This is a genomic window from Streptomyces sp. NPDC048603, from assembly GCF_043199475.1.
Classification (GTDB): Bacteria; Actinomycetota; Actinomycetes; order Streptomycetales; family Streptomycetaceae; genus Streptomyces.
This window is the reverse complement of sequence record NZ_JBICVY010000011.1, coordinates 65,648-83,672: the sequence shown is the minus strand read 5'-3', so window position 1 is coordinate 83,672 and position 18,025 is coordinate 65,648. Positions and strand designations below refer to the sequence as shown.

The following is an 18,025-nucleotide window of genomic DNA, read 5'->3' as shown; positions in this document are numbered from 1 at the left end:
TCCCCGCTTCCGCGCCGGTCAGATCGGCGGCTCGGGCGCCGTCACCTGGCGGTGCGCCAGCTCGGCGAGCCGCGCCTGCCCGTTCTTCCCCGGGTGGAACCAGTCCCACCTGCTCAACTGTGCGACCGAGAACGGGTACTGGAACACCGCGCCCCCGTCGTAGCGGCACAGCTCGTCCTTGGCGCACACCTCGCGCAGCGCCTGGTTGTACGCGACCACGCGGGCGCGCACCTGTTCCCGCCGGGCCACCGCAGCCGGGGCCGTCGACTCGGCCTTCGCCAGCATCGACGGGCAGATGCCCAGCTTCCAGATCTGCCGGCCCATCGGACTGTCCTTGCCCGTCTCCCACAGGCGCAGCAGGTCCGGCACGCTGGAGACGTACACCTGCGACTTCGGCGAGGTCCGGCGCAGCTCCGCCATTCCCTTCTCGAATCCGGCCCGGAACTCCGCCACGGGGGTCATCGCCGAAGCCGTCGGACGGCAGGCGTCGTTCGACCCGACCATCACCGTGACCAGGTCCGGGCGGTGTGCGGCCGCCTCCGTCAGCTGGGCCGGCAGGTCCGCCATCCGGGAGCCGGTGGCCGCGTAGTTCCAGCTCCGGGCGGGCGCCTCGGCGGTGCCCAGCAGCCGGCTCGCCAGCGACTGGACCTCGGGGTCGTTGCCGGTGGCCCAGGACGCCTCCGGGCAGTCCGCGAGGACCGAACAGGCATCGAATCCACGGGTGATGGAGTCACCCACAGCGGCGATGGACGCCGGGGAGGTGTTCCAGCGCGGGGTCGGCTTGGGAGAGGGCCGGGCCGAGTGCCCCGCGCCCCGTTCCTCCGGCCCGCCGTCCCCCGCCGTACACCCGCTCAGCGTCCCCACCAGGACAACTGCCGCAGCCGACGCGGCCGCCAGAGCGCTCCGCGTGCGCCGGCGCCCGTGCGTGGTGCGCATCGCGTGCCTCCCTCCCTCGTCGTCCCCGGTCCGTCCGGGACGTCCCGCCGAGTGAAAGCTCCGTGTTTCCCCGGCCCAGGACCGACCGTACGTCACCGCGGGACCCCCGCCGCACGGTAGCTTTTTCCCGTGGCGTTCCGGCCGCGGGGCCCGTAACGCAATATCTGATCGTTTCCGGTAAATTACATCACGTCACAAACTGTCCGTTTTCAGGAGATTCTTCCCGACCTCGTCCCACACTGGAGGTCCCGGTGACGACGCGTGGAGTTCTGTACGTGCATTCCGCACCGCGTGCGCTCTGTCCGCATGTGGAATGGGCGGTGGCGGGCGTGCTCGGGGTGCGGGTGAACCTCGACTGGATCAGGCAGCCCGCCTCCCCCGGTACCTGGAGAGCGGAGTTCTCCTGGCAGGCCGAAGCCGGAACCGCCTCGAAGCTCGCCTCCGCCCTCCGCGGCTGGCACCTGCTGCGCTTCGAGGTCACCGCCGAGCCCTGCGCCACCGCCGAGGGCGAGCGCTACAGCTCCACCCCCGAGCTGGGCATCTTCCATGCCGTCACCGGAATGCACGGGGACATCCTGATCCCGGAGGACCGGCTGCGCGCCGCCCTCGCCCGCGCCGCGCACGGCGAGACCGAGCTGGAGGCGGAGATCGCCAGGCTGCTCGGCAAACCCTGGGACGACGAGCTGGAGCCCTTCCGCTACGCCGGCGAGGGCGCCCCGGTCCGCTGGCTCCACCAGGTGGTCTAGCCCCTTTTTGCGCCTAAACCGGCGCCGCTCTCGCGGACCTGGTTGCTCGCCGCTTGGGCTCCTCAATTGATGGTTGCGGTCTTCGTCGCTTCGAACACCGCAACCGGTACGCGGAAGGCCCACCCGGATTGACCGGATGGGCCTTCTCGCTGTGCCTTCAGGGCACTCACACAGTCCGGAACGCCAGTGTCACGTTGTGGCCGCCGAAGCCGAAGGAGTTGTTGATCGCGGCGATGGGGCCGTCGGCCGGCAGCTTGCGCGGCTCGCCGACCACGATGTCCGCGTCGATGTCCTCGTCCAGCTCGTCGATGTTGATCGTCGGCGGGGCGATCCGGTGGTACAGCGCCAGCACGGTCGCGACGGTCTCGATACCGCCCGCGCCGCCCAGCAGGTGACCGGTCATCGACTTGGTGGCGGAGACCGCCACGTGGTCGAGGTCCTCGCCGAGCACCTTGCGCAGCGCCTTGATCTCCGCGGTGTCGCCCTGCGGGGTGGAGGTCGCGTGCGCGTTGAGGTGCACCAGCTCGGCCGGCTTCAGGCCGGTGTTGTCCAGCAGGTTCTGCACGGCGGCCGCGACTCCGCGACCGGTCGGCTCGGGCTGCGCGATGTGGTGCGAGTCGGCCGACAGGCCCTGGCCCAGGACCTCGCAGTAGACGCGGGCACCGCGGGCGGCGGCGTGCTCCGCCGACTCCAGCACCACGACACCGGCGCCCTCGCCGAGGACGAAGCCGTCACGGCCCTTGTCGTAGGGGCGGGAGGCCTTGGTGGGCTCCTCGTTGTTCTTGGACATCGCCATCATGTTGGCGAACGCGGCGATCGGCAGCGGGTGGATCGCCGCCTCGGTGCCGCCGGCGACGACCACGTCGGCGCGGCCGGTACGGATCATCTCGACGGCGTAACCGATGGCCTCGGCACCCGACGCGCACGCGCTGACCGGGGTGTGCACGCCCGCCTGGGCGTTCACCTCCAGGCCGACGTTGGCGGAGGGGCCGTTCGGCATGAGCATGGGGACGGTGTGCGGGGAGACCCGGCGCACACCCTTTTCCTTCAGTACGTCGTACTGGTCGAGCAGAGTGGTGACGCCGCCGATACCGGAGGCGATCACGGTGCCCAGGCGCTCGGGGGCGATGGTCGAGTCCTCGCCCGCGGGGGCGGTGTAGCCGGCGTCGGCCCACGCCTCCCGGGCGGCGATCAGCGCGAACTGCGCCGAGCGGTCAAGCTTGCGGGCCAGCGGCCGGGGCAGAACCTCGCCCGGGTCGACGGCGGCCGGCGCGGCGATCTTCACCGGGAGTTCGGCGAAGCGCTCGCCCTCCAGGGGCTTCACGCCGGAACGGCCGGCGAGCAGACCTTCCCAGGTCGATGCGCTGTCGCCACCCAGCGGAGTGGTTGCGCCGATACCGGTGACGACCACGGTGCGATTGGTCGGGCTCACAGGAATTCTTTCTCCACGAGTTGAGGGTGCTGAATTGTCACGGCCACCGCCAGGTGGCGACAAACGCTCGTCAGGCTCAGGCCTGGTGGTCGAGGATGTACTTCGCGGCGTCGCCGACCGTCTTCAGGTTCTTGACGTCCTCGTCGGGGATCTTGACGTCGAAGCGCTCTTCGGCGGCGACGACGACCTCGACCATGGACAGCGAGTCGACGTCCAGGTCGTCGGTGAAGGACTTGTCGATCTGAACGTCCTCGACCGGGATGCCGGCGATCTCGTTGACGATGTCGGCGAGGCCCGCGACGATCTCGTCCTGGGTGGCAGCCATGTGGCGCTCCTTCTGGTAGCTGAATGAGTGGGTGTGGGCGGGGAGTGATCCCCGGCCCTAGGGGAGGGTAACGACCGTGGCGGCGTAGACGAGCCCCGCCCCGAAGCCGATGACGAGTGCGGTGTCGCCGCTCTTCGCCGCCCCGGTCGCCAGGAGCCGCTCCATGGCGAGCGGAATCGAGGCGGCCGAGGTGTTGCCGGTGGTTTCCACGTCACGGGCGACCGTGACGTGCTCCGGCAGCTTCAGAGTCTTCACCATCGAGTCGATGATCCGCATGTTCGCCTGGTGCGGAATGAAGACGTCCAGGTCATCCGCGGTGATCCCGGCCGCGTCGAGCGCCTGCTGGGCCACCTTGGCCATCTCGAAGACGGCCCAGCGGAACACCGCCTGGCCCTCCTGCGTGATGGCCGGGAACTTCTCACCGGCCGAGTCACCGCGGTACTGGTCCCACGGCACGGTCTGCTTGATGGTCTCGGACTTGTCGCCCTCCGAACCCCACACGGTGGGGCCGATGGCCGGCTCGGCCGAGGGGCCGACGACCACGGCGCCGGCGCCGTCGCCGAACAGGAAGGCCGTCGCCCGGTCCTCCAGGTCGGTCAGGTCCGACAGCCGCTCCACGCCGATGACGAGGACGTACTCCGCCGAGCCCTCGACGACGAGGCCCTTCGCCAGCGTGAGGCCGTAGCCGAAGCCGGCGCAGCCAGCGGAGATGTCGAACGCGGCGGGCTTGCCCGCGCCGATCCGGTCGGCGATCTCGGTCGCCACGGCCGGGGTCTGCTTGAAGTGCGAGACCGTCGAGACGATCACGGCACCGATCTGCTCGGGGGACACGCCGGCGTCGGCGAGGGCCTTGCCCGACGCCTCCACCGACATCGCGGCCACCGTCTCCTGCGGCGAGGCCCAGTGACGGGTCTGGATGCCGCTGCGGGAACGGATCCACTCGTCGGACGAGTCGATCTTCTCCAGGATCACGTCGTTGGGCACCACCCGGGTCGGGCGGTAGCCGCCGACCCCGAGGATGCGTGCGTAAGGGGAGCCCTTGGCAGGCTTGATCTTCGACATGCTGTGTGGGGCTCCTTCTCTCAGGCCGAGATCTCGGCGACGAGCTCCTTGGCCTTCGCGAGGTCGTCCGGGGTCTTCAGAGCCACCGAGGGGACGCCCTTGAGGGCGCGCTTGGCCAGACCCGTCAGGGTGCCGCCGGGGCACAGTTCGATGATCCCGGTGACGCCGAGCTCGGCGAACCGCTCCATGCACAGGTCCCAGCGGACCGGGTTGGCGACCTGGCCGACCAGGCGGGCGACGACGTCGGCGCCCGTGGCGACGGCGGCGCCGTCCTTGTTGGAGACGTAACGGACGGTCGGGTCGGCCGGGGTGAGCGCCGCAGCGGCCTCCTCCAGCCGGGCCACCGCCGGAGCCATGTGGTGCGTGTGGAAGGCGCCCGCGACCTTGAGGGCGACGACCTTCATGGCGCCCTCGGGCTTGTCCGCCTCCAGGGCGGCCAGCTGCTCCAGGGTGCCGGCGGCCACGATCTGGCCCGCGCCGTTGATGTTGGCCGGGGTCAGACCCAGCTTCTCCAGGTGCGCGACCACGACGTCCCGGTCACCGCCGAGGACCGCGGACATCCCGGTGGGAGTGGCCGCGGCGGCCTCCGCCATGCCCAGCCCTCGGGTGCGCACGAAGGACAGCGCCTCGGACTCGCTCAGCACGCCCGCGATCGCGGCGGCCGTGATCTCGCCGACGCTGTGGCCGGCGACCGCGCCGGGCACGATGCCGTCGAGCCGGGCCGCGGACAGCAGACCGGCGGCCACCAGCAGCGGCTGCGCCACCGCGGTGTCGCGGATCTCGTCCGCGTCGGCCTTGGTGCCGTAGTGGGCGAGGTCGAGACCGATGGCCTCGGACCAGGCGGCGACGCGCTCGGCGGCGCCGGGCAGGTCGAGCCAGGGGGTCAGGAAGCCGGGCGTCTGAGCGCCTTGGCCGGGAGCGACGAGTACGAGCACCCTCACACTCTCTCTTGTGTTCGGCCCGCCCCGCCCGTGAGGACAGGGACGAAGAACCATCGGGGTAATTGTTGATGTCCGACAAAAGTCTAGAGTTGCTGATCTCCATCAGCCAGACGCCCGAGAATCAGGGCGATCCGCAGCGTGAACGCCGAGCGGACATCGGAGGGTGACCAGCCGGTGACGTCGGTCACACGACGGAGCCGGTAGCGCACGGTGTTCGGGTGCACGAACAGCATCCGGGCCGCGCCTTCCAGGCTGCTGGCCTGCTCCAGGTACACGCTCAGCGTCTCCAGCAGCGCGGAGCCGGCTTCCTCCAGCGGTCTGTAGATCTCCTCCACCAGCTGCTCGCGGGCCGAAGGGTCCGAGGCGATGGCGCGCTCCGGCAGAAGATCGTCCGCGAGTACCGGACGCGGCGCGTCCTGCCAGGCCGCGCAGGCCTTCAGGCCGGCCGCCGCGGCCTGCGCGGACCGGGTCGCCGCCAACAGGTCCGGCACCACCGGACCGGCCACCACCGGACCCGCCGCGAACGGGCCGATCAGCGACTTCGCCACCCGCAGCGGATCGTCGCTGCCACCGGCGATCACCACCAGCCGGTCCCCGAGCACCCCGGTGAGCACCTGCACCTTCGCGTGCCGGGAAGCCCGCCGGATCGCCTCCACGGTCAGCTCGCTGTCGCCGTCCGGAGCGGTGCCCAGCACCACGCAGACGTGCTCCGGCGAGTTCCAGCCGAGCGCGGCGGCCCGGGACAGCGCGCCCTCGTCGGCCTCCCCGGACAGCACCGCGTTGACCACCAGCGACTCCAGCCGGGCGTCCCAGGCGCCGCGCGCCTCGGCCGCCTGTGCGTACACCTGTGCGGTGGCGAAGGCGATCTCCCGGGCGTAGACGAGCAGGGCCTCGCGCAGGATCGACTCGTCGCCCGGCGCGGCCACCTCCTCGATGGCCGCCTCCATGACCTCGATGGTGGTCCGCACCATCTCGACGGTCTGGCGCAGGGTGATCGCCCGGGTCAGCTCGCGGGGCGCGGTGCCGAACACGTCGGTGGAGATCGCCTGCGGGGTCTCCGGGTGCCGGAACCACTCGGTGAACGCGGCGATGCCGGCCTGGGCGACCAGACCGATCCAGGACCGGTTCTCCGGCGGCATCGCCCGGTACCACGGCAGCGACTCGTCCATGCGGGCGATCGCGTTCGCGGCCAGCCGCCCGGAGGACTTCTCCAGCCGGCGCAGCGTCGCGGCATGCGGATGGACGGGCTGCGCGGGCAGATGCGCGGGCGCGTGCTCGATGGAATGCTCACGTTCGGGTTGGGGCACGGGACAAGACTGCCTTATCCGGGCGGCCCGGCGGACTCCCGGGGGCCCCGCTACCGTGGCCGTCATGATCGACGTACGCCGTGGCACCGACCGCTACCGGGGCGGGAACGAGGCCGCCGGGATCGACACCCGGCACGCATTCTCCTTCGGGAGCTTCTACGATCCGGACAACCTCCGCTTCGGTCCGGTCCTCGCCGTCAACGAGGAGTCCCTCGCCCCGGGCGCCGGATTCGACGAGCACCCGCACCACCACACCGAAATCGTCACCTGGGTGGTGGAGGGCGAACTGACGCACCGCGACGACGCCGGGCACGCCGCCACCGTGCACCCCGGGGACCTCCAGCACCTGAGCTCCGCCGGCGGGGTCCGGCACGTGGAACGCAACGACGGGACGCGGCCGCTGTGCTTCGTGCAGATGTGGCTGGCGCCCGCGGACCCCGGCGGCGAGCCGGCGTACGGGATCGTCCGCTCGGTGGCGGACGGCGACCGCTACCCGCTGCCGGCCGCCTCGGCGGTGCTGCACGTACGGCGGCCCGCGGCGGGGGAGAAGACGCCCGTGCCGGACGCGCCCCGGGTGTACGTGCACGTGGTGCGCGGGGACGTCCGGCTGGACGGGGTGGAGCTGGAGCCCGGTGACTCGGCGCGGATCACCGGCGAGGAGGGCCTGGAGATCACGGCCGGGTCCCCGGCGGAGCTGCTGCTCTGGGAGTTCGCCTCCTGAGGTCCGGTCAGTTCCCGCGGTCGTGGCGGGCGATGGCTCAGCGGGAGCCGGCGAGCTCCGCGAGCACCGCGTCGGTGAAGGGGGGCCAGGCCTCGACCGCCCACGGCCCGAAGGCGCGGTCGGTCAGCGCCACGCACGCGGCGCGCGCGTCCGGGTCAACCCACAGGAAGGTGCCCGACTGGCCGAAGTGCCCGAAGGTGCGCGGGGAGGAGGAGGCCCCGGTCCAGTGCGGGGACTTGCCGTCACGGATCTCCATGCCCAGGCCCCAGTCGTTGGGGGACTGGTGGCCGTAGCCGGGCAGCACGCCTTTGAGGCCCGGGTGCACCACGGTGATCGCCTCGGCGACCGTCCGCGGGTCCAGCAGCCGTGGCGCCTGCAGTTCGGCGGCGAACCGGACCAGGTCGGCGACCGTGGACACGCCGTCCTTGGCCGGCGAGCCGTCCAGGCTGGACGAGGTCATGCCGAGCGGCTCGAACACGGCCTGGTGCAGGTACTCGGCGAAGGGGATGCCGGTGGCCTTGGCGATGTGGTCGCCGAGCACCTCGAAACCGGCGTTGGAGTACAGCCTGCGGGTCCCGGCGGGAGCCATGGAACGGTGCTCGTCGAAGGCCAGCCCGCTGGTGTGGGCGAGCAGGTGGCGGACGGTGGAGCCCTCGGGGCCGGCCGGCTCGTCCAGCTCGACCGCGCCCTCCTCGCAGGCGACGAGCGCGGCGTACGCGGCGAGCGGCTTGGTCACGGAGGCCAGCGGGAAGCGGTGGTGGACCGGCCCGTGCGTCCCGGCGACGGTGCCGTCCGCCCGGACGACGGCCGCGGCGGCGGTCGGCACCGGCCAGCTCTCGATGGTGCGCAGGCTCTGCAGGTTTCCCGGGTTCTCCATGCCGCCGAGCCTACTTGCTTGGAGTGCACTCCAGGGATCTAGCGTGGTCGCCATGAGCCTGACGGAGACCCGGTACACGATCAGCGAGGTCGAGGCCCGGACCGGCCTGACCCAGCACACCCTGCGCTGGTACGAGCGGATCGGCCTGATGCCGCACATCGACCGCTCGCACTCGGGGCAGCGCCGGTTCACCGACCGGGACCTGGGCTGGCTGGCCTTCGTCGGCAAGCTGCGGGCCACCGGCATGTCGGTGGCGGACATGGTCCGGTACGCCGAACTCGTGCGGGCCGGTGAGGACACCGCGGGGGAGCGCCGGGAACTGCTGGAGCGGACCCGGGACGACGTGCGGGCGCGGATCGCGGAACTGACCGACGCGCTCGCCGTACTGGACCACAAGATCGGAACGTATGCGGGGAGGAGCTGCAATGGCTGACATGGGCAGGATCGGAAGGGTCGGACTCGGTACGGGGGGTCCGCAGGTCGGGGTGCAGGGCCTCGGCTGCATGGGCATGAGCGAGTTCTACGGGGAGACGGACGAGGCGGCGGCCCGGGACACGCTGGACGCCGCGCTGGAGGCCGGGGTCACCCTCCTGGACACGGCGGACATCTACGGGCGCGGGGCGAACGAGGAGTTCCTGGCACCGTTCCTGGCCGCGCACCGGGACGAGGTGGTGCTCGCGACCAAGTTCGGCATCGAGCGCACCGACGACCCCCACTACCGGGGGATCAGGAACGACCGGCCCTACGTCCGGGCGGCCGTGGAGGCCAGCCTGAAGCGGCTCGGGGTGGAGGTGATCGACCTCTACTACATGCACCGGCGGGACCCGGCCGTGCCGCTGGCCGAGACGGTGGGCGCGATGGCGGAACTGGTGGCCGAGGGCAAGGTCCTGCACCTGGGACTGAGCGAGGTGACCGGGGCGGAGCTGCGGGAGGCCCACGCGGTGCACCCGATCGCCGCGCTCCAGTCGGAGTGGTCGCTGTTCAGCCGGGACGTGGAGCGCAGCGCGGTCGGCGCGGCGGCGGAGCTGGGGGTGGCGTTCGTGCCGTACTCCCCGCTCGGGCGGGGCTTCCTGACCGGTGCGTTCGCCGACGCGGGCGCGGACCTGCCGGCGGGCGACTTCCGGCGCTTCCAGCCGCGGTTCACCGGGGACAACGCGAAGACGAACGCGCTGCTGCTCACCCCGGTGCGGGAGATCGCGGAGGCGCGGGGCGCGACGCCGGCGCAGATCGCCCTGGCCTGGGTCCAGCAGCGGTCGAGCGTGCACGGCCTGACGGTGGTGCCCATCCCGGGCACCCGCAAGCGGAGCCGCCTCGCGGAGAACGTGGCCGCGGCGGGGCTGGTCCTGACGGACGCGGAGCTCACCGCTCTCGAACCGCTGGCGGATCGGGTCGCCGGCACCCGCTACCCGGACATGACCTTCACCTCGGCGTCCCGCGAGTAGCCCGGCGGGTGGTGAGGAGGGCGCGGGGGGCCGGCCGGGAGCCGGTTCAGGGCTGCTGCTCCGGTTCGTTGGCGAAACGATCCCGCAGGGCGGCGTACTCGGCGTCCGTCAGCAGCCCGGCCCCGTGCAGCTCGCCGAGGTGCCGCATCCGGTCCGCCCCCGGGGCGTCGGCATCGGCACCGGCCCCGCCCCCGGCCGCGGAACGCGGCGAGGGCACCGCCGCGACCGGCGTCCGCGCCCGCACCGAGGCCAGCACCGCCGCCGCGAACGGCAGCGACTCGTGCACCGCCCCGTAGCCCAGCGCGAACACCACCGCCGCCGGATCGTGGTCGGGCAGCGCGGGCGCCGCCTCCGGCGCGTCACGCAGCTTCAGCCTCAGATGGCCGCCCGGTCCCTCCGGCGAGCACCACTCCACCCCCGACAGCGCGGACACCGGGTACTCCTGGTCGCCGGACTTCCACTTCGCGCTGCTGGCGCCCGTACGGGACCAGCGCAGCGCGACCGTGGACCCGTCGAAGGAAGCCCGCGCGTCGTACGCCTTGAGCACCAGCGGCGGTTCGGGCACGTCCACCAGGAAGGCGTGCGCCTCCTCGTCCGGACCCAGAAGCGGACGCACCGCTTCCGTCAGTGAGGCGGCCTGGGCCGCCCCGTCGCCCGGCAGCACCAGCCGGTACGGGTCGCAGACCTCTTTCAGCTGCCCCTCCGCCGCCTCCATCAGCGGGTCCGCGCCCGGTCTCGGCACGGCCCGCAGGACGATGGAGTCCCGCTTGCCCGAGGTCAGTGTCAGCCCGGACAACGCCTCGTACGGGATGCGCCGCTGTCCGAGCGCGCTGAACAGCCGCCGCGTCCTGATCCCCCGTGTGAAGCGGATGAGCACCGAGTCCGAGTCGAACTCCCAGACGGCATGATTTCCGGCCAGTACGTCACCCATGCGGGCCATCGTAAGGTGCACCGGGCCCGGCCGTCCCCCTCGCTGCGGAGACCGCTTTCCCGTCGATTCTCCGGCCGCCGCCCGGGTCAGCCCTCATCTGTCCCGGAAATGCCCTCGCGGCACGAGTCGTCCCCGGGGAGGCACACCACGGAACCGTACGAACCGGTTCCGATCCTGGCGAGGTTCTCCAAGGCTTCCGTCCCTGGCGCGAAATAGCCGGTGTGGCTGCCCGCCCCGGCCGCAGACAGCCGCCGCGCGCCGAAGTCGCCGGACATCGGGTCGGCCCCGTGGCCCACCCCGCCGACCTCCACGTGCGGCACGTCCGCGATCCAGTCGCCGGGGTCCCGCATCGCCCACACCCGGGCGGCGCTGTGCAGCCCGGCGACGTTCTCCGCCCGGGTGCCCGGGCTGCCCGCCACCACGAGGTCCGTCACCCGGGCCGGCAGTCCGGCCGCCGCCACCCCGCACACCACCGAGCCGTAGCTGTGGCAGAGCAGCGCCGTGGTGGCGCGGGCCGGCAGTGCCGAGGTGAACGCCTCCAGCCGCGCGGCGCCCTCCACGGCCAGCCGTCCGGTGGCCGCGTCCATCCCCATGCCCGCCGGGGTGGTGTAGTCGGCCCAGGCGACCACCGCGGTCGGCACGGCCGGAGCCGCCGCGCGCTCGGCGGCGTACAGGGACTGGGCCATGCCCACCGGGGCGGACCAGCGGCGCGCGGTCCGCTCGAAGGTGAGCAGGTCGGTGTCGACGCCGGGCACGATCACCGAGATCCGGCGGGCCTGGTCCAGGTCGCCGAAGACCTCGGCGGCCCGGCCGCCGGCGGTCGGGTCGAAGGCGAGGATCTGCCGGTCGCCGGCCAGCATCGAGGCGAAGCGGTGGGCCCGGCGGCCGGCGTCCGTCCGGGCCGCCGGCGTGAGCCGGACGTCCCGGGCGCGGTGCTCCTCCACGTCCTGGGCCTGCGCCAGCGAGACCCGGTTGGCCCGGTAGCGCAGCGCCGCGGGGACGCCGTTGAGGTTGCCGACCATCAGCGGATGCGCGTCGGCGAGCCGGGCCCGCTCGTCGGCGTCGAGGTTCGCGAAGAAGCGGGCGACCGTCCGTACGGGTGCGTCGGCGGGCGGCACCGGATGCCCGCCGGCGTGTGCTCCGGCCCAGGCGGTGAGCGCGGCGGTGCGGGGCGCGACGCCCGCGTCGGGCCGGTGCACCGTGGTCCAGCCGGTGATGGCCAGCATGACGAACACCACCGTGAGCGCCAGCAGGGCGCGCGGGGTGGTGGGGGACGCGGGGAGCGGGGATGCGGGGCCGGACACGTTCACTGGACAACAGGTTAGGAGACGTTTTCCGGCCGCGGTGCCTCAGGTGGCGGGCGTCACGTTTGCGGGGCGGACCCGGCGGGCGGGTTGACGGCGGCGGACGGGGGAGCGGGTGTGCCGCGCCAATCGGCGGCCAGGGCCAGGCTGATCTGGTCCAGGTACTCCTCGGTCATCCGCCGGATCGCGGCCACGCTCGCGTCCTCGCCCCGCCCCCACAGCCGGCCCGTGACCCGGGTCACACCGGAGAACGCGGCCACCGCCACCCGGGGCCGCGGGTCCGCGTCCACGTCCAGGCCCTCGCGGCGGGCCACCATGAGGGCGACCCGCTCCTCCAGTTCGGTGGACCGGCGCAGGTGCACCGCGAGCAGGGCGGGGGTGGATTCGATCAGCCGGTACGCGCGCATGTACAGGTCCACCGGGACCACCTCGGACAGGGCCTCCTCGATGGTGTCCCAGGTGCGGAGCACCGCGTTCCGCATCGCTTCCAGCGGGCCCTCGCCCGGCGGCCGGGCCGCCAGGGCCGCGATGAAGTGGGACTCGGCCAGGTCCTGGACGGCGAACGCGGCCTCTTCCTTGTTGGCGAAGTACCGGAAGAAGGTCCGCTGCGACACGTCGACCGCGTCGGTGATCTCGTCGACGGTGGTCTGCTCGTAGCCCTGCGAGGTGAAGAGTACGAGCGCGGCGCGGAGGAGGGCGTCACGGGTGCGCCGCTTCTTGCGTTCGCGCAGTCCGGCCGGCGCCGCCGGCACCGGCCGCTGGTCGGTCATCACCGCATGGTCCTCTCCGCCGCCCGTCCGAGGCCGGGACACCTGACGCCGAGTGAGCGGTCAGGGTACCGGTGCCGGACCGCGGGACGGCGGTCCCGCTGCGCCGTTCGAGGCGCCGCCGCGGAGGTGCCGTCCCCGGGGTCGTCCTGGCGGGCATGACACTTTCGGGTGGGTCCCCCTACGGGCGAACAGGGCGGACTGACGGGCCCCGCACCCCGCCGGAGGGGTCAATTCCGTGGCTGCGGAGGGTATCTGCCGGGCCGTCCGGTGCGGCGTCCCCTATCCGGGTGGTCCGGTCCGAGCCCCCTTCCGCGACCGCGTCGCCGCAGGTCAGCGTGAGGGTGCGGTGATCCGTACGGGCTCCGCGGCCGACCCGGCCACCCGTACGGGCGGTTCGCCGCGCAAGGAGTTGATCGCCATGCGTACGTCTTTCCTCGCGGCTCGGGGTCGTGGTCCTGCTCGTGGTCCTGCGCGGGGTACGGCTGCGGCCGCCGTCGCGGTGGCCGCCGTGCTCCTGGGCGGTACGGCGCTGCTGCCGGCGGCGGCCACGCCCCGGGCCGCCGGGGCGGGTGTGGGGCAGGCGCCCCGGGCCGCGGAGCCCCGGGCCTCGGCTCCGCCGCCGCTCGGGCCCTGCGGGCCGGGCCAGCTCTGCCTGTGGCCCAAGCCGGAGTTCCAGGGCAAGCGGCAGGTCCACGAACTGCACCAGCTCGACGTGGACTCCTGCGTCCCGCTGCCACCCGGTGTTCCGCCGGCCCAGGCGCTGGTCAACCGCACCGGGCGGCCGGTGACCACGTACCAGTCGGCCGAGTGCGCCGAGACGGGCGAGTTCCAGACCTACCCCGGGGACGGGGTGTGGCTGCCCAGGTCGCCGTACCAGGTCCGCGCGTTCAAGGTCTGGGAGAACTGACCCACCTGGGGGCGGGGCGGGGCCCCATTGCCCCACCCCGCCCCGCCCCTTCCCGGAACCGTGGCCTGCGGCCCCGGACCCCGCCCACCCCCGGCCCTGGGGCGCCCCCGTTTTCTCCGACCCGCGGGCCGACGGTGGCCGTTCGCGCAGTTCCCCGCGCCCCTGACGGGGCACCGACGCCCCGACCCCGCGCAACGGGGTCGGCCCCCGCTCGGGGCGGAGCTCCGTTCCTGGGCGGTGCCGGGCACCGGCGGCGGTCAGGCGCGGGCGACGCCCGCAGCAGACACGCCCGGCCCGGGCACACCCGGCTCAGGGGTGCCCGCTCCGGGGGAGGAAGGTGGGTCAGGCAAGCCCGCCGGAGGCGAAAGGCGGGCGACCTCCGCGCGGAGGGCCCGTACTTCCGACTGGAGCTCTGTGAGGAGGGCCAGCTGGGCCCGTTCCACCGCGTCGTCCCGGTCGAAGCGGGAGATGAACCAGGCCGCGATGTTGGCGGTCACCACACCCAGCAGGGCGATCCCGGACAGCATCAGCCCCACCGCGAGCACCCGGCCCAGGCCCGTGGTCGGGGAGTGGTCGCCGTATCCGACCGTGGTCATGGTGGTGAAGGACCACCACACCGCGTCGCCCAGGGTCCTGATGTTGCCGTCCGGCGCGTCCCGCTCCACGCTCAGCACGGCCAGCGAGCCGAACATCATCAGCCCGACCACGGCGCCCGCCACATACGTGGTGAGTCTGACCTGCGGGGCCATCCTGGCCCGCCGCCCGACCAGCAGCAGGGTGGCGACCAGCCGCAGCAGCCGCAGCGGCTGCACCAGCGGCAGCAGCACCGCCGCCAGGTCCAGCCAGTGGGTGCGGACGAACAGCCGCCGGTCCTGCGCCAGCCCCAGCCGCATCAGGTAGTCCGCGGCGAAGGCGGCCCAGACCGCCCATTCGGCGTACATGCAGCCCCGCAGCACCGCCGGATCCGCGTCGGGGATCACGATCGGCACCGCGTACGCGACGGCGAAGAGCACCGCCAGGGCCAGCAAGGGGTTCTGCGTGCGCCGCTCCCAGCGGACCTGCGCGGGCTGTTCCTTCATGCCCGGCATCGTAAAGAACGCGACAGGACGGAGCAGCCCCGGCCGGAGCCGGGGCCGCGTCACCGGATGGTCCGCCCCGCGCACGCGGACGCACGCTCCGGTGCGCCCGCGCACGCGGCGGGTCCCGCCATGAAGCGGCGGCTAGGCGTCGCCGCCCGCCGCCCCCGGGTCCGCCGCCGAGACGTCCAGCAGCTGGTAGCGGTCGATCGCCTGCTTCAGCACCGAGCGGTCGATCTGCCCGGTCTTGGCCAGCTCGGTGAGCACCGCCAGCACCACCGACTGCGCGTCGATGTGGAAGAAGCGCCGCGCCGCGCCGCGGGTGTCCGCGAAGCCGAAGCCGTCCGCACCCAGCGAGGTGTACGCGCCCGGAACCCAGCGGGAGATCTGGTCCGGGACGCTGCGCATCCAGTCCGACACCGCCACGAACGGCCCGTCCGAGCCGGACAGCTTGCGCGTCACGTACGGCACGCGCTGCTCCTCTTCCGGGTGGAGCAGGTTGTGCTCCTCCACCTCCACGGCCTCCCGCCGCAGCTCGTTCCACGAGGTCGCCGACCACACGTCCGCCCGGACGTTCCACTCGGCCGCCAGCAGCCGCTGCGCCTCCAGCGCCCACGGCACGGCCACGCCCGAGGCGAGGATCTGTGCCGGGACGGCGCCCGAGGTGCCGGCCGAGATCCGGTGGATGCCCCTGAGGATGCCCTCCACGTCCACGTCGGCCGGCTCGGCCGGGTGCTGGATCGGCTCGTTGTAGACCGTCAGGTAGTAGAAGACGTCCTCCGCCTCCGGCCCGTACATCCGCCGCAGCCCGTCCTGGACGATGTGCGCGATCTCGTAGCCGTAGGCTGGGTCGTACGCGACGCAGCCCGGGTTGGTCGACGCCAGCAGCTGGGAGTGGCCGTCGGCGTGCTGCAGGCCCTCACCCGTCAGGGTGGTCCGGCCGGCCGTCGCACCGAGCACGAAGCCGCGCGCCAGCTGGTCGGCCATCTGCCAGAACTGGTCACCCGTCCGCTGGAAACCGAACATCGAGTAGAAGACGTAGACCGGGATCAGCGGCTCGCCGTGCGTGGCGTACGCCGAGCCCGCCGCGATCAGCGAGGCCGTGCAGCCCGCCTCCGAGATGCCGTCGTGCAGCATCTGGCCGGTCGGCGACTCCTTGTAGGCGAGCAGCAGGTCGCGGTCGACCGCCTCGTACTGCTGGCCCAGCGGGTTGTAGATCTTGGCGCTCGGGAAGAAAGCGTCCATGCCGAAGGTGCGGTACTCGTCCGGCGCGATCAGCACGAACCGCTTGCCGATCTCCTTGTCCCGCATCAGGTCCTTCAGGATGCGGACGAAGGCCATGGTCGTGGCGATCGACTGGTGGCCGGAGCCCTTCTTGGCCGCCGCGTACGTCTTGTCCTCGGGCAGCGGCAGCGGCTTCGCGCGCACCACCCGGGTCGGCACGTAGCCGCCCAGCGCGCTGCGCCGGTCGTGCATGTACTGGATCTCCTCGGACTCCGGGCCCGGGTGGTAGTACGGCGGCAGGCCGGTCTCCAGCTGCGTGTCCGTGATCGGGATGTGCAGCCGGTCGCGGAAGCCCTTGAGGTCGTCGACCGTCAGCTTCTTCATCTGGTGGGTCGCGTTGCGGCCCTCGAAGTTCGGGCCGAGAGTCCAGCCCTTGATGGTCTTGGCCAGGATGACGGTGGGCTGGCCCTTGTGCGCCTTGGCCGCCGCGTACGCCGCGTAGATCTTCTTGTGGTCGTGGCCGCCGCGCCCCAGGTGCAGGATCTGGTCGTCGGTCATGTTCGCGACCATGGCGCGCAGCCGCTGGTCGTCGCCGAAGAAGTGGTCCCGGATGTAGGCGCCGGTCTCCGTCGCGTACGTCTGGAACTGGCCGTCCGGCGTGGTGTTCATCTTGTTGACCAGGATGCCGTCGCGGTCCTGGGCCAGCAGCGGGTCCCAGGAGCGGTCCCAGATCAGCTTGATCACGTTCCAGCCGGCACCCCGGAAGACCGACTCCAGCTCCTGGATGACCTTGCCGTTGCCGCGCACCGGGCCGTCGAGCCGCTGCAGGTTGCAGTTGACCACGAAGGTCAGGTTGTCCAGGCCCTCGCGGGCGGCCAGGGTCAGCTGGCCCAGCGACTCCGGCTCGTCCATCTCGCCGTCGCCGAGGTACGCCCAAACGTGTGACTTGGAGGTGTCCGCGATGCCGCGCGCCTCCATGTACCGGTTCATCCGGGCCTGGTAGATCGCGCCGATCGGGCCGAGGCCCATCGAGACGGTCGGGAACTCCCAGAAGTCCGGCATCAGCCGCGGGTGCGGGTAGCTGGACAGGCCGTACGGGGCCCGGGACTTCTCCTGCCGGAACGCGTCGAGCTGCTGCTCGGAGAGCCGGTCCAGCAGGTACGCGCGGGCGTAGACGCCGGGCGAGGCGTGGCCCTGGAAGAAGATCTGGTCGCCGCCGTCGCCCTCGTCCTTGCCCCGGAAGAAGTGGTTGAAGCCCACGTCGTAGAGCGAGGCGGAGGAGGCGAAGGTGGCGATGTGGCCGCCGACGCCGATGCCGGGGCGCTGTGCCCGCGAGACCATCACGGCGGCGTTCCACCGGGTGGCGTTCAGGACCTTGCGCTCGATCTCCTCGTTGCCGGGGAAGAACGGCTCGTCCCTGGTCGCGATCGTGTTGACGTAGTCCGTGCTGCGCATCTCGGGGACGGCCACGCGCTTCTCGCGGGCCCGCTCGATCAGCCGCAGCATCAGGTAGCGGGCCCGCTCACGCCCGCGCTCGTCGACGGCTGCGTCCAGGGAGTCGAGCCACTCCCGCGTCTCCTCCGGATCAAAGTCCGGGACCTGGCTCGGCAGGCCGCCAATGATGATCGGGTTGCGATCCGATGCGGAAGCCACGCTGTTCCTTCGCTGTCGGGGGAGGATCGTGTCATGGGTCACACCGCCTCCCATCGTGTACCGCGGGACCTCAATCGTCACCTTTACCGCTCGGTAACCCGTGGAACTTCCGGTGATTGGCTGTCGGCCCGGCCCGCGAGCGGGGCCGGGGACGGTGTGGTGACGCTCCGGAGCCGCCCGGGGACGGATCCGTCGAACCGCCCCATTGTGCCCACTCCATTCGGCACATCCGAAAGGCCGTTCGTCCCTCAAACAGGTAGGAAAGTCCCCATCCGATGCCGAATGAGCTGCAATGGTGTGGGATGAGTAAGCCGGGAGCGTCGAGACGGCCGCAATCGTCACCGTTTCGGCGGTCTCGCCCACCGGGTACT

General features: G+C 72.4%; 17 protein-coding genes. 5 read left to right on the top strand and 12 right to left on the bottom strand.

Going from position 1 to position 18,025, the window contains the following annotated elements; genetic code table 11:
* Positions 1–18: 18 nt before the first annotated feature.
* Positions 19–936 (bottom strand): SGNH/GDSL hydrolase family protein, encoded by a 918-nt coding sequence (locus ACGFQ9_RS26915; protein ID WP_393577234.1) that lies wholly within the window; start codon positions 934–936, stop codon positions 19–21.
* Between the two features lie 251 nt (positions 937–1,187).
* Here ACGFQ9_RS26915 and ACGFQ9_RS26910 point away from each other — a divergent pair, with 251 nt between their 5' ends.
* Positions 1,188–1,682, top strand: coding sequence for a DUF3145 domain-containing protein (locus ACGFQ9_RS26910; RefSeq protein ID WP_393577232.1), 495 nt, complete (start codon positions 1,188–1,190; stop codon positions 1,680–1,682).
* 166 nt (positions 1,683–1,848) lie between these two features.
* Here the strand turns inward: ACGFQ9_RS26910 and fabF are convergent, their stop codons facing one another.
* The 5 genes from fabF to ACGFQ9_RS26885 form a co-directional block, all read right to left on the bottom strand.
* Positions 1,849–3,114, bottom strand: coding sequence for a beta-ketoacyl-ACP synthase II (gene fabF, locus ACGFQ9_RS26905; RefSeq protein ID WP_393577230.1), 1,266 nt, complete (start codon positions 3,112–3,114; stop codon positions 1,849–1,851).
* Between the two features lie 76 nt (positions 3,115–3,190).
* A complete protein-coding gene (locus ACGFQ9_RS26900; RefSeq protein WP_393577229.1) occupies positions 3,191–3,439 on the bottom strand; it encodes an acyl carrier protein in 249 nt (82 codons plus the stop codon).
* A 57-nt stretch (positions 3,440–3,496) separates the two neighbouring features.
* A complete protein-coding gene (locus ACGFQ9_RS26895; RefSeq protein WP_393577227.1) occupies positions 3,497–4,501 on the bottom strand; it encodes a ketoacyl-ACP synthase III in 1,005 nt (334 codons plus the stop codon).
* Positions 4,502–4,521: 20 nt separating this feature from the next.
* Complete coding sequence (locus ACGFQ9_RS26890; RefSeq protein ID WP_393577226.1) at positions 4,522–5,436, bottom strand: ACP S-malonyltransferase; 915 nt, start codon at positions 5,434–5,436, stop codon at positions 4,522–4,524.
* A gap of 89 nt (positions 5,437–5,525) precedes the next feature.
* Positions 5,526–6,749 (bottom strand): PucR family transcriptional regulator, encoded by a 1,224-nt coding sequence (locus ACGFQ9_RS26885; protein WP_393577225.1) that lies wholly within the window; start codon positions 6,747–6,749, stop codon positions 5,526–5,528.
* Positions 6,750–6,813: 64 nt separating this feature from the next.
* Here ACGFQ9_RS26885 and ACGFQ9_RS26880 point away from each other — a divergent pair, with 64 nt between their 5' ends.
* Positions 6,814–7,470, top strand: a complete 657-nt coding sequence (locus tag ACGFQ9_RS26880; RefSeq protein WP_393577223.1) for a pirin family protein — start codon at positions 6,814–6,816, stop codon at positions 7,468–7,470.
* 37 nt (positions 7,471–7,507) lie between these two features.
* On the opposite strand, the gene ACGFQ9_RS26875 is transcribed toward ACGFQ9_RS26880, so the two are convergent.
* Positions 7,508–8,329, bottom strand: coding sequence for a serine hydrolase domain-containing protein (locus tag ACGFQ9_RS26875; protein WP_393577557.1), 822 nt, complete (start codon positions 8,327–8,329; stop codon positions 7,508–7,510).
* 70 nt (positions 8,330–8,399) lie between these two features.
* Between ACGFQ9_RS26875 and ACGFQ9_RS26870 the strand changes: the two genes are divergently transcribed.
* Together ACGFQ9_RS26870 and ACGFQ9_RS26865 are read left to right on the top strand one after the other, a co-directional pair.
* Positions 8,400–8,780 (top strand): MerR family transcriptional regulator, encoded by a 381-nt coding sequence (locus tag ACGFQ9_RS26870; protein WP_393577222.1) that lies wholly within the window; start codon positions 8,400–8,402, stop codon positions 8,778–8,780.
* Positions 8,773–9,789: an aldo/keto reductase gene (locus ACGFQ9_RS26865; protein ID WP_393577221.1), complete on the top strand. Its 1,017-nt coding sequence runs from the start codon at positions 8,773–8,775 to the stop codon at positions 9,787–9,789. The genes ACGFQ9_RS26870 and ACGFQ9_RS26865 overlap by 8 nt, the downstream gene beginning before the upstream one ends.
* A 46-nt stretch (positions 9,790–9,835) precedes the next feature.
* Here ACGFQ9_RS26865 and ACGFQ9_RS26860 read toward each other — a convergent pair whose 3' ends face one another.
* The 3 genes from ACGFQ9_RS26860 to ACGFQ9_RS26850 form a co-directional block, all read right to left on the bottom strand.
* Positions 9,836–10,720, bottom strand: coding sequence for a DUF4429 domain-containing protein (locus tag ACGFQ9_RS26860; RefSeq protein ID WP_393577219.1), 885 nt, complete (start codon positions 10,718–10,720; stop codon positions 9,836–9,838).
* A gap of 86 nt (positions 10,721–10,806) precedes the next feature.
* Positions 10,807–11,946, bottom strand: a complete 1,140-nt coding sequence (locus ACGFQ9_RS26855) for an alpha/beta hydrolase (protein ID WP_393577556.1) — start codon at positions 11,944–11,946, stop codon at positions 10,807–10,809.
* Positions 11,947–12,083: 137 nt separating this feature from the next.
* Positions 12,084–12,794: a TetR family transcriptional regulator gene (locus ACGFQ9_RS26850; RefSeq protein WP_393577217.1), complete on the bottom strand. Its 711-nt coding sequence runs from the start codon at positions 12,792–12,794 to the stop codon at positions 12,084–12,086.
* A 418-nt stretch (positions 12,795–13,212) separates the two neighbouring features.
* Here ACGFQ9_RS26850 and ACGFQ9_RS26845 point away from each other — a divergent pair, with 418 nt between their 5' ends.
* Entirely contained in the window at positions 13,213–13,701 is a 489-nt protein-coding gene (locus ACGFQ9_RS26845) for a peptidase inhibitor family I36 protein (RefSeq protein WP_393577216.1), read from the top strand.
* Between the two features lie 257 nt (positions 13,702–13,958).
* Here ACGFQ9_RS26845 and ACGFQ9_RS26840 read toward each other — a convergent pair whose 3' ends face one another.
* Both ACGFQ9_RS26840 and aceE read right to left on the bottom strand, forming a co-directional pair.
* Entirely contained in the window at positions 13,959–14,780 is an 822-nt protein-coding gene (locus tag ACGFQ9_RS26840) for a potassium channel family protein (RefSeq protein WP_393577215.1), read from the bottom strand.
* Between the two features lie 141 nt (positions 14,781–14,921).
* Positions 14,922–17,654, bottom strand: a complete 2,733-nt coding sequence (gene aceE / locus ACGFQ9_RS26835; RefSeq protein WP_393577214.1) for a pyruvate dehydrogenase (acetyl-transferring), homodimeric type — start codon at positions 17,652–17,654, stop codon at positions 14,922–14,924.
* Positions 17,655–18,025 lie beyond the last annotated feature (371 nt).